At 29.5% G+C, this 16,659-nt stretch carries 16 protein-coding genes; 3 read left to right on the forward strand and 13 right to left on the reverse strand.

Annotated elements, in window-relative coordinates; all coding sequences use genetic code 11:
* From H2684_RS02315 to H2684_RS02345, 7 genes are all read right to left on the reverse strand, one after another.
* Positions 1 to 330, reverse strand: a complete 330-nt coding sequence (locus H2684_RS02315) for a HesB-like protein (protein WP_182087753.1) — start codon at positions 328 to 330, stop codon at positions 1 to 3.
* A 30-nt stretch (positions 331 to 360) separates the two neighbouring features.
* Positions 361 to 930, reverse strand: coding sequence for a class I SAM-dependent methyltransferase (locus tag H2684_RS02320; RefSeq protein WP_182087754.1), 570 nt, complete (start codon positions 928 to 930; stop codon positions 361 to 363).
* Positions 931 to 1,027: 97 nt separating this feature from the next.
* Complete coding sequence (locus tag H2684_RS02325) at positions 1,028 to 2,428, reverse strand: PH domain-containing protein (protein ID WP_347707507.1); 1,401 nt, start codon at positions 2,426 to 2,428, stop codon at positions 1,028 to 1,030.
* Positions 2,412 to 2,918, reverse strand: coding sequence for a PH domain-containing protein (locus H2684_RS02330; protein ID WP_182087756.1), 507 nt, complete (start codon positions 2,916 to 2,918; stop codon positions 2,412 to 2,414). Before H2684_RS02330 ends, H2684_RS02325 begins: the two co-directional genes overlap by 17 nt.
* Before the next feature lie 78 nt (positions 2,919 to 2,996).
* Positions 2,997 to 3,476: an S-ribosylhomocysteine lyase gene (locus H2684_RS02335; RefSeq protein ID WP_182087757.1), complete on the reverse strand. Its 480-nt coding sequence runs from the start codon at positions 3,474 to 3,476 to the stop codon at positions 2,997 to 2,999.
* Positions 3,477 to 3,611: 135 nt separating this feature from the next.
* The gene (locus H2684_RS02340; RefSeq protein ID WP_182087758.1) at positions 3,612 to 4,229 is read right to left on the reverse strand and encodes a LysE family transporter; all 618 of its coding nucleotides are present in this window, start codon (positions 4,227 to 4,229) and stop codon (positions 3,612 to 3,614) included.
* Positions 4,230 to 4,337: 108 nt separating this feature from the next.
* Complete coding sequence (locus H2684_RS02345; RefSeq protein WP_182087759.1) at positions 4,338 to 5,792, reverse strand: PLP-dependent aminotransferase family protein; 1,455 nt, start codon at positions 5,790 to 5,792, stop codon at positions 4,338 to 4,340.
* 246 nt (positions 5,793 to 6,038) lie between these two features.
* On the opposite strand from H2684_RS02345, the gene putP reads away from it, so the two are divergent.
* Positions 6,039 to 7,511, forward strand: a complete 1,473-nt coding sequence (putP, locus tag H2684_RS02350) for a sodium/proline symporter PutP (protein ID WP_182087760.1) — start codon at positions 6,039 to 6,041, stop codon at positions 7,509 to 7,511.
* 152 nt (positions 7,512 to 7,663) lie between these two features.
* Here the strand turns inward: putP and H2684_RS02355 are convergent, their stop codons facing one another.
* Positions 7,664 to 8,695, reverse strand: coding sequence for a stage II sporulation protein P (locus tag H2684_RS02355; RefSeq protein ID WP_182087761.1), 1,032 nt, complete (start codon positions 8,693 to 8,695; stop codon positions 7,664 to 7,666).
* A gap of 169 nt (positions 8,696 to 8,864) precedes the next feature.
* Here H2684_RS02355 and H2684_RS02360 point away from each other — a divergent pair, with 169 nt between their 5' ends.
* Both H2684_RS02360 and H2684_RS02365 read left to right on the forward strand, forming a co-directional pair.
* A complete protein-coding gene (locus tag H2684_RS02360; RefSeq protein WP_182087762.1) occupies positions 8,865 to 9,656 on the forward strand; it encodes a thymidylate synthase in 792 nt (263 codons plus the stop codon).
* A complete protein-coding gene (locus H2684_RS02365) occupies positions 9,656 to 10,141 on the forward strand; it encodes a dihydrofolate reductase (protein WP_182087763.1) in 486 nt (161 codons plus the stop codon). The genes H2684_RS02360 and H2684_RS02365 overlap by 1 nt, the downstream gene beginning before the upstream one ends.
* A 40-nt stretch (positions 10,142 to 10,181) precedes the next feature.
* Here H2684_RS02365 and H2684_RS02370 read toward each other — a convergent pair whose 3' ends face one another.
* The 5 genes from H2684_RS02370 to eat all read right to left on the reverse strand — a co-directional run bounded on the left by H2684_RS02370 (position 10,182) and on the right by eat (position 16,651).
* Positions 10,182 to 12,143 (reverse strand): TetM/TetW/TetO/TetS family tetracycline resistance ribosomal protection protein, encoded by a 1,962-nt coding sequence (locus tag H2684_RS02370; protein WP_182087764.1) that lies wholly within the window; start codon positions 12,141 to 12,143, stop codon positions 10,182 to 10,184.
* A gap of 176 nt (positions 12,144 to 12,319) precedes the next feature.
* Complete coding sequence (locus tag H2684_RS02375) at positions 12,320 to 13,051, reverse strand: phosphatase (protein WP_182087765.1); 732 nt, start codon at positions 13,049 to 13,051, stop codon at positions 12,320 to 12,322.
* Between the two features lie 133 nt (positions 13,052 to 13,184).
* Positions 13,185 to 13,892 (reverse strand): ethanolamine ammonia-lyase subunit EutC, encoded by a 708-nt coding sequence (gene eutC, locus H2684_RS02380; protein WP_182087766.1) that lies wholly within the window; start codon positions 13,890 to 13,892, stop codon positions 13,185 to 13,187.
* Positions 13,893 to 13,906: 14 nt separating this feature from the next.
* The gene (locus H2684_RS02385; protein ID WP_182087767.1) at positions 13,907 to 15,277 is read right to left on the reverse strand and encodes an ethanolamine ammonia-lyase subunit EutB; all 1,371 of its coding nucleotides are present in this window, start codon (positions 15,275 to 15,277) and stop codon (positions 13,907 to 13,909) included.
* Positions 15,278 to 15,307: 30 nt separating this feature from the next.
* The gene (gene eat, locus H2684_RS02390) at positions 15,308 to 16,651 is read right to left on the reverse strand and encodes an ethanolamine permease (protein ID WP_182087768.1); all 1,344 of its coding nucleotides are present in this window, start codon (positions 16,649 to 16,651) and stop codon (positions 15,308 to 15,310) included.
* Positions 16,652 to 16,659: the final 8 nt, after the last annotated feature.

Raw genomic sequence — 16,659 nt, forward strand, 5'->3', positions numbered from 1 at the left:
CTAAGCACCACATCCAGAACAACCATTACATCCTGAAGATTGTGATATAAATGGTTTTAGTTCCATTTGATTATTTTGACTTTCCTTGCTAGATAGGATTGTAAAACCACCATATGTATTTACTATATCTCTATCTACTATAAAATTAATTTCTTTAACAGTATCTACAACGTCATATTCAGATTCCTTCCCTAAATATATATTAAATACTGGTCCACTACAGCTTGATCCTAAGTATTTTATTCTAAGATTATAACTTTCAACATTATTTGAATCTAAAAGGCTCTTAAGTTCATCATAAGCTCCATCACTGACTTTCATAAATTTCATAAAAACAACTCTCCTCTTTTCTGTATGACTTTATCTTCTTTCTATGATAATAAGTTCTGGTGGATTATTTATCTGATTTATAAAATGCATTTTTAAAACATTGAACTTTTTTTGATCTAATTTTTGAGTAAACTCCTCAATCTTTTCTTTTTCTTTTTTACCTTCAAAATGCCCATAGTATATAACTAAAATCACAACTCCATTTTTCTCAATTAAGTTTAGGGATTTTTTAAGTGCAGTCAAAGTAGTCTGCCACTTAGTTGTTATTGAATGATCTCCTTTAGGTAAATATCCTAAGTTAAACATAATAAGTTTCACATCTTCATCTATATATTTATCTATATTTTCATGTCCATCATTTATTAACACTACATTTTTTATGGCATTTGATTTTTCCAGAATTTCTTTTATATTTTCAATAGCAGATTTTTGAATATCAAAGGCATATACCTTACCACTGTCCCCTACAATATTAGATAAAAACATAGTATCATGTCCATTTCCCATTGTTGCATCTACTGCAATATCTCCCTGTTTAAGTTTCATCATACATATATTTTTAGCTATACCTACTGCATTTTTAAAACAATTTTCAGACATTTGTAATTTTCTCCCATTCACCATCTTCATCATAAAACTTTATCATATTTACTAGTATATTAAAAAATATATTCTTTATCAAATTTTTATTGAATCTTCATCTAAAAAAATCACCTATAATATGATTTTTCATACTTTTTGCCCTTAAAATTTTCCCAAAATCAGAGCTATATAACCCTACACTATAATCACACAGCCCAACTCTATTTTGAAAATAATTATAAGAAGTAGTTATAGATTGAACTGCTGACATCTTAACTATAGATATTGACTTATTGAATCCACCGTGTCCTATGTATACAAGACTATTATTCATTCCAAAGGCTGTATTTTTTATCTGCAAATATCCAAGAAGAGCTAAAATTAAAAGTAATGGCAAAGTTAGAACTGTATATTGTCTTTTTACAAAAAAACATATAAAAGCAACTATACCACAGAAAATAAATTTCTTATAAAAAAACCGTGCATGCCCCCTTTTTCCTATTTTATTTATTTTATCATTATATTCAAATTCACTTAATAATTTTTTTATAATCTTATTTTTAGATAGCTCATTACACATAGGATAAAGTATTGCCTTTTCTCCTTTTTCATCACCATATCCAATGCTTTCTATTTCTATAGTATAGAATCCAAAGATCTGCATAAAAATTGTCTGTCTTATATGTATCCCATTTATTTTTCTCCTATCAAAACTATAATTCTTCTTGTTTAAAATTCCATAACTTACACATATTTTTTTATTATCCGTCCACATCCTAAAATTATAATATTTTAAAAAGGTAATTATTACAGATATAATAATTCCTATAAATATAAGTAAAAGTATTAATAATACTATTACATAAATGGCCATTTTACGCACTTCATTTATATAAAGATATGTGTTTATGTTTATAATATCCTCTACATATTGTTGAAAGAATTGTTGAATTGCAAACAATATTCCTATACCCTGAAATATTGAATTTGAAATCATAGAATATAAAATCAACTGTTTATTACTTATTTTATAATACTTCTTATCCTGATCTTTCAATTCCTCTGATATATTTCCTTTAAGTATAATATTTTTAAGCTTGTCTGCCTTTTTTCTATCTAAAATAAACTTTAATTCACTTCCCTTGTGTTTGCTTTCACCAGTATCTATTTTTATAGTTGCAGCTTTAAAAATTCTCTCCAATAAATTTTGAGAAATGTCTATAGTGTATATTCTTGAAAAATTGATTTCAACTTTCTTTACACTGAAGATACCGCTTTCATGATATATAGAATTATCTTTTAAAATAAAGAAATCTTTTCTCCATTCTAAAAACTGAGTAAAAAAAATAAATAGAGAAATACCTGCGGTAATAATAATTAATTTTTTCATTCCAAGCATATTTACTGCCAATATTCCCAGTGCAATAAACATAGTTATAAATTGTTTTACAGTTTTTACAAAACCATAGATTAGCTTTAAATAGTGATTTCTTTCAACTTTACTCAACTCTATCACCTATTTCTATAACATTTTTCAAATTTTCAGTTAGCCTTTCAGCTTCCTTATATGTTATTAAAGGTATCTCTTCAGTAATTCCAGCAGTTATTATATTAACAGAGGCTATTCCATAAATTCTCTGTATAGGTCCTTGTTTTATCTCTAAATTTTGAATTCTTGAAATAGGTATTACAGTTTTCTTTTTTACTATAATTCCTCTTATAAGTTCTATTTTATCTTTAAATATTCCATACTTCCACTGCTTATATTCTATAAATGGGAATATATAGCTGTCCACTATACACATTGCAATAATAAGCCCCAATATTACATATGTAGAAATTTTAACAATCTTTATGTGCCCAAATTTTGGTATTATAAAAAAATGAGCTATAAGACTACATATAAATATAAAAATTATTGATCCTATAGTTCTTCCTATAATCCATGCTTTTATAGAATTTTTATCAATATTTTTATAATATGTTTTATCGTAATTACTCCTCATATTTCCTCCTTATGCATTAAAATTAAAATGTCAGGTGACAATATTAATACATCGCCTGACATTTTAGTTTATTTAATTTTAATTAGGATAAACAAGTCTATCCTCACTTATGTTATTTAAAACTTCATCTAGATATTTACGTCCCCAATAATTTGCCATAGGTAAATTCATATCAAGATAGTTTCCGCAATCCTTTGCTGCTGCACCTGGAATATCACCTTTAAAATCAGCAATAAAATTATACATCTCCTTAAGTAAATCTATAATATCTTTTGACTGATAATCTCCAGCTAAAATTAAATAAAAACCTGTTCTGCATCCCATTGGTCCAAAATAAACTATTTTTGATGCATAGTCCTTGTGATTTCTCAAAAAAGTTGCTCCAAGATGTTCAATTGTGTGGACTTCTGCAGTATTCATAACAGGTTCATCATTTGGACTTGTCATTCTTATATCAAAAGTAGTTAAAACTACATCTCCAAACTTATCTTTTCTAGAAACATAGACACCTGGTTTCAATTTAATATGATCAACTGTAAAGCTTGCGATTTTTTCCATACAAACTACCTCCTACTGAGTTATTACTGTATTACAGTTTAAAATTCACTTATAAATAATTCTACAACTTTTTATAATTTAAGTAAACTCACTTATAGTTTTATTGTTTCTAATTATGTATCCTTGATTGATGTTTTATTCTATGGCTAATTTTAAAAAAGCAAATCCTAATTTTAACCCGTAATAAATTATAACTGCACCGCAAATCACATTAATAGCTTTAATAGATTTATTATTAAAATTACTTTTAAAAATTGATATAATAGTTGTAATTCCAAAAAACCACAAAAATGAGGCACTACACACACCAACCATAAATAGATCTGCACTTGTTCCAGCTAATGACGCTCTAATTCCTCCTAAAAGCAATGAACCATCAATAATTGCCTGTGGATTTACCCATGTTACAGTAAAACTCTTAATAGCTGTTTTAATAAAACTTTTATCCGTTTCCAGAGTATTTGATATTTCCGTGCTACTTGTTATAAGCCTTATTCCCATATATATTACAGCAATACACCCTATGCATAAAATTAACATTCTAAAAATATTTGACTCTTTAATTATTGAACCAATTCCAAAAAAGCAGCATATTGCAAGGGAACAATCAAAAAATGTAGTTATTCCCGCTGTCTTATATGCCTCCCACCTTTTATTATTCAAAGACGAATTTATTACATACATGTTCTGCATTCCTATTGGTGCTACATAGGCAAATCCTAAAATAATTCCTTGTAAAAAATACGCTAACATAACTTCCTCCTATGAATATCTTTTATTAAATTATATTTAGAATATGCCTGTATATCCACAACCAAAATTTCAAAAATTATTCCAACCAAAAATTGAAGCCTTAAAATTTTACATTAAACTTCTAATTATTTCAGACAATTTTTTCAAAGACAATTTCATATCAGTTTCTGATGCATAGGAGTAGGATATTCTAATACATGAATTTTTGCTAAAATCATATATACTTCCTGGATTTATCAATATACCATTTTTATATGCTATATGAAACAACCTTTTCATAGATATATTGCCTTTTATTTTAAGCCACACATAAAATCCTCCACTTGGTCTGTTCCAAACAGCTATATCTGAAAAATACCTATCTAATGTATCAAGTACAATCTTTCTTCTCACTTTTAATTTATTTCTTAAAAGATCTACATACTTGCTATATAATCCACTGGACATCCATTCAGTTAGGATCAACTGAGAAATTGAACTTGCCCCATAATCTGTCTGCATTTTTATATCTCCCAGTCGTTCTATAACAGGCTCAGGCCCTATAATCCAGCCTATTCTAAACCCAGGTGCCAATGACTTTGATACAGTGCCTATATATAACACTGTTCCAGTTGTATCAATAGATTTCAATGGAGGTGGTGGAACCTTATCTATCCAAAGTTCCCTATATGCATCATCTTCTATAATTGGCAACCTATTCTCCATACATACAGAAAGAAGCTCTTTACGCCTGAACATAGGCATTACATTTCCAGTAGGATTATGATATGTAGGTATTGAATATAAAGCTTTAGTGTTGGAATTGATTGAATTCAAAAGTTCCTGTATTTTTATTCCATAATTATCCATTGAAACTCCTCTTAAATTTATTCCTAAAGATTGAAAAATATGTAATGATTTTAAATAAGATGGTTTTTCAGTAATTACAGATGATCCTCTTTGAAGTATTCCCATTGAAATTAATTGAATGGCTTGGATTGATCCAGAAACTATAAGTATTGAATTTGGAGAAACATTTATTCCAAGTTGTTTAACATATTTGCTTATTTCCTTTCTTAAATCAAAAGAGCCTTTAGGTTCCTCATAACCTAAAGAGTAGATCTTACTTGAAACTTTATTCATCACAGCTTTCATCATTTCATGTGGAAAAAGTTCTGGAGAAAGTTCTCCTGTTCCAAGGCGTACAATATCATCTCTAAATTCAAGTTTATTAATCATCTGCACTGTATGTAAATTAGGCTTATAAATTCCATATTTAATATAACTATCCCAATTAGGTCTAGCAATTGATGTAAGTAATGACCAAGTATTATTGACAACTATAGTACCTCTACTTCCTCTTCCATCTATAAGTCCTTCTGCTTTTAATTCTTCCAAAGCCTCTACAACAGTGCTTCTATTTACATTCATATCTTTTGCCATTTCTCTTTGTGACTTAAGCCTTGATCCTATTTCTAACTTTCCGGACAATATATTTTCTCTAATATGTAAGAATATCTGCTTATAGATTGGAACTTTAAAACTTTTATCTGGAACCCAGTTATCTACACTGTCCAATTGCATATCCTCCTAAAATTTTTATATATTTATATTTTAATCTTTTATATTAATAAAATCTATAGATTACTTATTGCCTTAAATATGAATATTTGTAAAGACTATTTAGTCAAACTCACTTTATAAATCATTATAAAAATTCTGAAAATTACTAAATCAATGGAAATATATTAGATAATATATTATTATTTAAATAAGTGCTTAAAAAATACTTAAATTAATAGTCAATTAATAAATTAAAGGAGCTTTAAAATGAATTCTTATTCAATTGTCGCAATTATCTTGTACTTAGTTATACTGCTTTTAATAGGATATCACTCTTATAAAAAAACCCATGACATTTCAGGATATATGCTAGGTAATAGAAGTCTTGGTCCTATTGTAACTGCCCTTTCTGCAGGAGCCAGTGATATGAGTGGTTGGATGCTTATGGGGCTCCCAGGAGCAGTATATGTTACAGGAATTTCAAGTATATGGCTTGGTGTAGGTTTAACAATAGGAGCATATTTTAACTATCGTCTACTTGCCCCAAGGTTTAGAATATATACAGAAATATCAAATAATTCTCTAACAGTTCCAGATTATCTTGAGAATAGATTTAAGGACAATCAGAATATGCTTAGACTTGTATCTGGAATAATAATACTTGTTTTTTTTACATTATATGTATCATCTGGTATTGTTGCAGGAGGAAAACTGTTTAAAAATTTATTTGGACTTACTTATACATCTGGTGTAATAGCTACAATTTCAATAGTTGTACTTTATACATATTTTGGCGGATTTCTCGCTGTAAGTCTTACAGATTTTTTTCAAGGGACACTTATGTTTATAGCATTAATTTTAGTACCTTTAGTTACATATATGAATATAGGAGTAGATCCAAGTACATTTGTGCACAAAGTAACAGCTATTAACCCTTCCCTTTTTGATATATTTAAAGGTGCAAGTCTTTCTACTATAATTGGTTTTTTAGCTTGGGGTTTAGGTTATTTCGGACAACCTCATATAGTAGTTCGTTTTATGGCAATTAAATCTGCAAAAGAACTAAAATCCGCAAGACGAATTGGCATAGGTTGGATGGCTATAGGTCTTCTTGGAGCGATATCAAGTGGAATTACAGGACTTGTATATTTTACAACACACAACCAAACTCTAAATGATCCTGAAATGGTATTTTTAAGTCTTGGATATATATTATTCCATCCATTTATTACTGGTGTAATACTTACTGCAGTGCTTGCCGCAATTATGAGTACTATTTCATCACAACTTTTAGTATGTTCTAGCTCAATAACAAAAGATTTCTATCTTACTTTTTTTAACAAAGAAGCATCAGAACGTACTCAAGTACTTGTAGGTAGGATATCTGTTCTAATAGTATCAGCTTTTGCAATTGTACTTGCCTATGTTCAAAATGAGACTATCTTAAATATTGTGGCTCATGCATGGGCTGGATTTGGTTCATCTTTTGGTCCTGTTTTGCTATTAAGCCTGTACTGGAAGCGGATGAATAAATGGGGTGCACTATCAGGAATGTTACTAGGTGGATTTACAGTTATATTGTGGATTTCATTTGGATTGTCATCATATCTATATGAAATGATTCCAGGATTTACATTATCTCTTATATCTATTGTAATTGTAAGTCTACTCACAAAACAACCAAATGAATCAGTAGATGAGGAATTTAATAATATGGAAGAAAAGATAAATATAATGTAAAGTACTTATATTTCAGCACAAAATTTATTCTCAATATTGTCTATATCATTATTATAAGGGCAATTAATAATAAATTTAGGGAATGTGAGTATACTTGTTTTTATACAAATCTACTTACATTCCCTACCCATATTTACTACTTAAAAATTTTATCACTCTATAACTTGGGCAATTATCCTAGCTACATACTTCATAGTAGCTTTTGATTCAGTTGTAGTATTTACATCTGATCCGACTTCCATAAGAAGCGCATTATTGCTTTTATCTTGGTTAAAATATCTTGTACCATAGTTATAATAGTATACCCCATTTGATAAGCCAGGATAAAGCTTTTTTGACAAAGCCAATATCTTATTTACTAAAATCATATTTTTATCAAAGTGAGGATTCTTTTTTGCCATAACAAACATATATTTAGCTACATTTTCCCCGTTTATATTAATAGTAGTAGCATTTTTATTTTCTGATGCATCTCTATGCATATCTATTACAAGCTTAAAGTCGCCATATTTTTTTAAGTACTTATCTAAAGTTACTGAAGATCTTGAATAACTTTGAGTATACGCTTCAGCATCATGTACTGTTTTATCATTTATTGCATATATTCCATATTTTTTCAGTTCTGCTACAAGTTGATCTCCTACAGCACATACATTTTTACTATCATCAAAACTATTCGGACCTCCAGGCTTATAACTTTCTGTAGTATGTGTGTGATATATCAAAACATCTGGTTTTTCTTTATTCATAGTTCTCTTTAAACTTGGATCAAAAACACTAGAACCTCTACTCAAATTTTCATTTCCATCTGCCTTAGCTATCTGGGTATCATCTAATTTAAATTTAGTCACACTATTTTTGAAATCATTAATTCCTAAAAAAGCTACTTCATTTTCCAATACAGAAAGAGGACTTTTTATATTAATATTAAATATACCAAGTGGCGTATTTTCTAAAGAAAAGCTATTTTCTGCCATATCATCTTCATTAAAACAAGTGGCCTTTACTGCAGGCATTGTATAATTTAACACTTGAACATAAAACATATTTCCTTTAGCTTTAACAGTGCTTGTATTACTTGCCTTAACTAAATATGGTAAAATTATTACAAATATAAGACTTATAATTAAAGTCAATATCTCTAATTTTGGATTATCTTGCCTACTAAATCTTTTATAATTCAATACATTTGCCGCTTATAATTTTTATTGCGGCTTCCCTCCCCTTCATTCGTTTTATATTTCAATTAATTAATATATATGATATAGGCTTAAATTAAATTACCTATAATGCAAAAATACTTTATTATGTTATAATCTTTATTGTAAATATTTTTGGTAAAGGAGAAATAACATGAGCAATGCAGATAAGCAATATTTAAATATTATAGAAAATATATTAAAAAATGGATATTACGATCAAAACAGAACAGGTATACCTACATTCAAACTTCCACACCAAATAATGCAATTTGATTTATCTAAAGAATTCCCTATATTAACCACTAAATTTGTGGCTTTTAAAACAGCTGTAAAAGAGCTTCTATGGATATATAAAGATCAATCAAATGATGTTAGAAAACTACAAGAGCAAAATGTGCATATATGGGATGAATGGATGATGGAAGATGGTACTATAGGTAAAGCCTATGGATATCAAATAGCTAAGTTCAAACAAGTTGATAAACTCATAGATACTATAAAAAACGACCCACAAAATAGAAGAATGATTATGTCAATGTGGAATATATCAGATCTTCCAGATATGGCACTACAGCCATGCTGCTATGAAACTCTTTGGGACGTTCAAGGAGATAAATTAAACTGCATGCTAGTTCAAAGAAGTGGTGATTTTCCTTTAGGTGTGCCATTTAACATGTGTCAATATGCAGTTTTAGTCCACCTTATAGCTAAGGTAACAGGATTAAAACCTGGTTTATTCACACACGTTATTAATAACGCACATATTTACGAAAATGAAGTTGAAGGAATGAAGCTCCAACTTACAAGAAAAGATAAGGCCTATGATGCCCCAAAATTATGGATAAATCCTGAAATAGATAATTTTTATGATTTTTCCATAGATGATATAAAACTTATTGACTACAAACATCATGGCAAAATAAAGATGGAGGTAGCTGTATAATGCTAAGTATAATTGCAGCTCTTAATCAAGACTTTATTATAGGAAGAGATAATAATTTAATATGGCATATATCTAGGGATTTAAAGAGATTTAAAAAAATAACTTCAGGAAAAACAATTGTAATGGGTAGAAAGACATTTGAATCTCTCCCTGGAGTACTTCCAAACAGGAAACATATAGTCATTACTAGAGATAAAAATTATACAGTTAAAGAAGATTCTGTATTGATTATCCATGATATAAATGACATCTTAAAGTATAAGGATTCTAAAGAAGAAGTATTTATAATAGGCGGAGGCGAAATTTACAGACAATTCATTCCATACTGCAAAAAACTATATTTAACAGAAATAATTTCTAATGAAACTGGTGATACCTACTTTCCAAAGTTTAATAGAGAGGATTATACTGTAATTGAAAAGGAAACTCACTTAGATGATAACATAAATTACAGTTTTACAACTCTTGAAAAGAAAAAATTATAATTTAAACTGCTGATATTCAACATTATCAGCAGTTTAAAATCTATTTAAGACAGTGCATATATTTCCTTGCTTCACTTCCCTTTACTAAAAATGGTTGACCTTTTGAACAAAACACTGAAGATGAAGTATATTCAGGATCTGAATCTTTATTATATGATATTTTTTTAATAACCTCATCTTGATTATGACACACATCATATCCATCAAATACCATACTAATTCTTCCTCTTCCTTTAGTAAATGACATAAATTCTACAGTGTAGTTCATAAATTCAGATACAGGCCCTCGAGCTGAAATAACTACATTATCATTTGTAATTTCAGGTGCCTTAAATGTGCCACTTAACTTTTTTATATCAGCCAATATTCTTCCCATATAGTTAACTTCTGCCTTTATATTTATATTGTAATATGGCTCTAGGAGTATATTTTCCGCATTTTCAAGTCCTTGTCTAAGTGCCCTAAATGTAGCTTCTCTAAAATCTCCTCCTGAAGTATGCTTTATATGTGATCTTCCATCTACGAGAGTTATAACAATATCAGTAAGAGGAGAACCTGTAAGTATTCCTCTATGCTCTCTTTCATAAATATGCTTTTTTATTAACTTTTGGTAATTTATATCAAGAGTATCTACATGACATATACTTTTAAACACAATTCCTGTATTTCTCTTTCCTGGATCTAGTTTTAAATGTACTTCAGCATAGTGTCTTAGTGGTTCAAAGTGTCCACATCCATAGGCTTCAGATAAAATTGTTTCCTTATATAAAATCTTACAAGGTCCAAATTCAACTTTTATTTTAAATCTCTTCTCAACAATTTCTTTTAGCACCTCAAGCTGAATAGTTCCCATAACAGAAATTTCTATTTCCTGTAATTTTTGATTCCATGAAACTCTTAATGAAGGATCCTCTTCTTCTAAAATCTTAAAACATTCAAGTACATCTTTAGGATTTAAATTTTTGTCAAATATAACTTTTGACTTTAAAGCAGGCACCATATTATAATTTGAATAATTATCTAATTTCCCAATTCCACACCCTGCATATGCACTTTTAAGTCCTTTAACTGCTACAAGTTGTCCAGGGTTTACGGTATCTATATTTTTAAACTTATCACCATTATATAGTCTTATTTCATTTACTTTCTCTACAACTTTTTTATCTTCATCTTTACAATTTATTTCTATTTCATCTTTTACTTTTAAACTACCACTTAAAATTTTCATATATACAAGCTTATTTCTCTGCTCATCATGTCTTACCTTGTATACAATCCCTTTTAAGTCATCTTTACTATCATATTTTGTAAAAGTTAGAAAATCAAGCTTTTCCAAAAATTCATCTATTCCTATATCAAAAAGTGCAGAACCATTCATGCATATAAATATCCTGTTTTCTTTTATCATCCTTTTTAAAGATTCTATCCAAAAAAGTTCATCATAATCTTCTTCTATGTATCTTTCTAAAAGAGCATCATCTCGATCTGCCATAAATTCCATAAGTTCCTTTGAAATAATTCTGGAGTTATCTTCATAAGATATGAGATATGCACTATCTGTTAAATTTACATTGATATCTTTCATTATGGATTTCATATTGTTTTCTTCCCTGTCAATCTTGTTTATAAAGAAAAATGTAGGTATATTGTACTTTCTTAAAAGATTCCATATAACTTCAGTCTGCGCCTGCAGACCATCTACTCCACTTATCACAAGAATTGCATAGTCCATTACAGCTATTGATCTTTCCATTTCAGGAGAAAAATCTGCATGTCCTGGAGTATCTATTAAATAGTAAGTTGATTGATTATATTTAAAAACAGCCTGATTTGAAAACACAGTAATTCCTCTCTGTTTTTCTATATCATCGCTATCTAAAAAAGAGTTTTTATGATCAACTCTTCCAAAATTCTTTATACACTTTGTGTGATATAATATCTGTTCAGCAAAAGTAGTTTTTCCTGCATCTACATGTGCTAAAAGTCCTATCACTTTATTCATGAAATAATCACCTGCCCTTTTCATACAATAATTATAACATTCTGAACAATAATTTAGCTACACTATTGCATATTGAGAATACAGCTCAAATTAAAATATTAACCTATAAAAACAATCTACCATTTTCAGGCAAATCATTTCTATAGGTTAAATTTGTTACTTATTGAAAGTTTGAGCTATCTATACTTGATTTTTCTTCCTTTTTCATTTAAATACTTAAATAGTTCATCTTTACTTCTATTTATTATAAGTTCCTCCGGCATATTAATACTCTTTAACATACTTATTGCAGCGTCAAAATTACCAATATTAAAACAACTATGAGCATCACTATTTAATACTATTTTAACACCATATTCCTTACACAAAGATGCTATATTTGTGCAAATTTTCTCGCTTCCAATTCTCGATCTAACAAAAGAGCTATTGTTTATTTCAATAAGTATGTTCTTTTCCTTTGCCTTTTTAACTACTTCTTCTGCATGTATTGGAAAACTTGGATTTCCGCAATGACCTATAATGTCCACATTTGGATTTTCCATAGCATTTAAAAAAGCCTTGGTGTTAAAATCAGGATCATTATTTGGTTTAATTATAGGATTGTGAATACTAGCTATCATAATATCTATCTCTTCTTGTATATTAACTGGCAAATCTATATTACCTTCAGAGTCAACAATATTTGCCTCAGAACCATATAACATAGTAACTCCATAAATTTCTCGTGGTACAGCTTTAAAATTTTCAAAATACCACCTATGTGGTGCACCAGGCATACTTGGAGCATGATCTGTAGTGCCTAAAACTTCAAGTCCTATTTCACTTGCATATTTTGCATTCTCCAAAAGTGTAGTATAAGCGTGCCCACTTGCTACAGTATGTGTGTGTAAATCAATAGGATATTTCATAAATTAATTCCTGCCTTTCCACTTATAAAAAATATATTTTTAAATTCTAATGACTATTACCACTTAATTATAACTTAAAAATATTTATTTGCATATAAAAGGCTAATTTATTAATATCCTATGTTTTCAAATCCTATATTTTTAAATCTATTCCACTTTTTTTATTTTTCATCATTAAATCTATAAAATGTACTATTTGAGCTCCTGCCTCAACAGGTGGAGTTCCATTTTTGTGTATATTTGATATAACTGTTCTTTGAGATTCCGCTTTACTTGTACTTGCTCTATAAGCCATATAGCTGCTCATACTCTCACCTGTTGCAAGTCCAGGTCTTTCACCTATAAGTATAATTGTAACTTTTGCATTTAGTGCCTCGCTTATTTTATCCATTGTAGCAACTCTTGCATATTTTACAAATATAGGTGTTCCAATCTTGTATCCATATGCCTCAATGCCATCTTTTATTATGCAATATACATCTTCTAAATTAGCTGTAATTGCTGGAGAACTAAGCCCATCTCCTGCTATTATCTGAACATCTGGATTTTGTATACATTTTTCTTTTATATAATTAATTGTATCATCAGAAAATTCCCTACCAAGATCAGGTCTTTGTATATATTCTTCTTTATCTCTCACCTTTGTTTTAACTTTTAAAAAATTAAGCTTATCTACAACAGTTTCATCTACTTCAGACCAAACTGCATCCATTGCAATAGCATGATCTGCCCTAAGTTTCAGAAGAGTTTCTGTTTTATACCTACTTCCTGACCTTCCAACACAAATCCTTGCATTTGTTGATTCTTTCATACGTCTATATAATTCATAATTGCCATCCATAAATTCTCACCCTATCAAATTATTGATTTTTGAAAAAACAGTGCAGGATCCCCAGCTATCTCTGTAAGCTTACCATTTTTAAGTATACCAAGTTCCTCCATCCTGTTTTCAAATTCCTTAATTGGAGTTTTTCCTGTAATTTCTCTAAGTGATGCAATATCATGATAACTTGTAGACTGATACATGAGCATTACATCATCAGCACATGGAACCCCCATAAAATAAGTACAGTCTGCATTAGTCAAAAGCATTGATAAGTTGTCAATATCATTCTGATCTGCCTTCATATGATTTGTGTAACATGCATCAACTCCCATTGGAAGTCCTGTAAGTTTTCCCATAAAGTGATCTTCAAGACCAGCTCTTATAACTTGTTTTCCATCATATAAATATTCAGGTCCTATAAATCCAACAACTGTATTTACCAAAAATGGTTTATATCTTTTTGCAAATCCATAGCATCTGGCTTCCATAGTAAGTTGATCTGCTCCATTGTTTCCATTTGATGAAAGTTCTGATCCTTGACCTGTTTCGAAATACATAAAATTGTTTCCCTTTGAATGTTTCTTTTCCTTCATAAGTTCATATGCCTCATCCATAAGCTCTATATTTATTCCAAAACTTTTATTTGATATTTCAGAACCTGCTATACTTTGGAACATCAAATCCATTGGTACTTGCCTCTTTAAAACTTCCATTTGGGTAGTTACATGTGCAAGAACACAATTTTGAGTTGGTATGTCCCACTTTTCAATAAATTTATTGAATTCACTTAATATTCTTGATACACTATCTATACTGTCATTTACTGGATTTAGCCCAATTACAGCATCACCTACTCCGTAGCTAATTCCTTCCATTACTGAAGCCATTATTCCTTCTATATCATCTGTAGGATGATTTGGCTGAATCCTTGAAGAAAGAGTTCCTCTTTCACCTATTCTTGTATTACAGTATGCTGTATTACAAATTTTATGAGCGGCATATACAAGATCCATATTACTCATAAGTTTTGTAACAGCTGATATCATTTCTGAAGTTAATCCATCTCTAATTTTCTTTATATCACTTTCTTTTGATTTCAATATAAATTCTCTAAGTTCTCCTACTGTCATATGTTTAATTTTATTATAAGCATTAATATCCAATTGATCTTGTATCAACCTAGTTACTTCATCTTCCTCATAGGGAATTACAGGATTGTTTCTCAAATCTTCAAGAGTTAATTCAGATAAAACAATCTTAGCTGCAATCCTTTCTTCAGCATTTTCAGCTGCAATTTTAGCTAACTTATCACCTGATTTTTCTTCATTTGCTTTTGCCAATACTTCTTTTATACTATCAAAAGAATATATCCTATCAAATAGAATAGTTTTCAAATTCATATTATCACCTGTCTTATATGTTATATTATATTAAATAGCTTTGTCCTTCTTTATATCATTATCTAAAGCTTCATCTGCCATAGAAATTTCCCCTCTAGTTGTAAATCTAGAATATATGAAGTAGTATGCAATTGCAATTATATAAGCTACCACTACAAAAGTTACTGTTGAAATATTTGCATAACCAACAGTTATAAACAAGACAATATCAAGCAAAATAGATATTATAGGAAGACTTATAGATACTTTATATGGTCTTTCCAAATTTGGCTCCTTTTTTCTTAGCATTAGAAGTGCAATCATGCTTATAGCATGAAGTATGATAGCTCCAAAGCTTGAAATCACTATAATTATTGCAGTACTGTTTAAAAGTACAAATAACATTCCTATAAGACTTGGAACTACTGTTGCCATTACAGGTGCTGCTTTTGAATTTATCTTTGATAAAAATTTAGGTAAATATCTTGATCTAGACATTGCAAATATCTGTCTTGAGTATCCTATTATTATTCCATGCAAACTTGCTACAAGTCCAAATAATCCTACAAAGCTCATGATTTTTGAAAATACATTTCTCTCACCATATATTGAATCAAGTGCATCAGGTATAGGAGAATCAGTAGATCCAAGTGTTTTAGCATCCATTACTCCTGCTGTACACACAAATGTTACAATGGCTAAAACAACTAATGTAAGTATTGCAAGTATAAATCCCTTTGGAATATCTCGCTTTGGATTCTTACACTCTTCTGCAGACATTGCTCCACCTTCTGCTGCCAAATAAAACCATATAGCAAAAGGTATAGCGTTAAATACTCCTGAAAATCCTCCTCTAAATGCACCATCTCCAACTATTTTTGTAGTATCAATATGTGTAAAACTTGCACCTGCAAATATTAAAAGGCCAGCAAGAGCAACTATAGTAACAATAGTTTCTATTATGGCTGCTGTTTTTACACCTCCACAATTTATAAGTACAAATATTCCATAAGATACAAGCGCAGCTCCAGTTATAGGTATTACAGGTATTATAAAATGTATATATGCTCCAATTGATATAGCTATGGCCGGAGTTGCAAACAAAAACTCTACTATAGATGAAAATCCAGCCAAAAATCCTCCAAATCTTCCCATTGCCCTACTTGCATATTCAGCTGATCCTCCAGCATCTGGTATTGCAGTAGCAAGTTCTGCATAACTAAACATGAAAGCTGTATAAAAAAGAGTTACAATTATTATTGCTATTATAAATGAAACTGGTCCTGCAAATGCTAGGGCATTATTCCACCCAAAATACATTCCCGATATAACCATACCAACTATAATAGCCCATAGTTGAAATGGAGTTAATGTTTTTTTCAATTCACTTTTCATTAAAATCT

Origin of the sequence: Clostridium sp. cel8 (genome assembly GCF_014050525.1) — a bacterium.
GTDB lineage: Bacteria > Bacillota > Clostridia > Clostridiales > Clostridiaceae > Clostridium_B.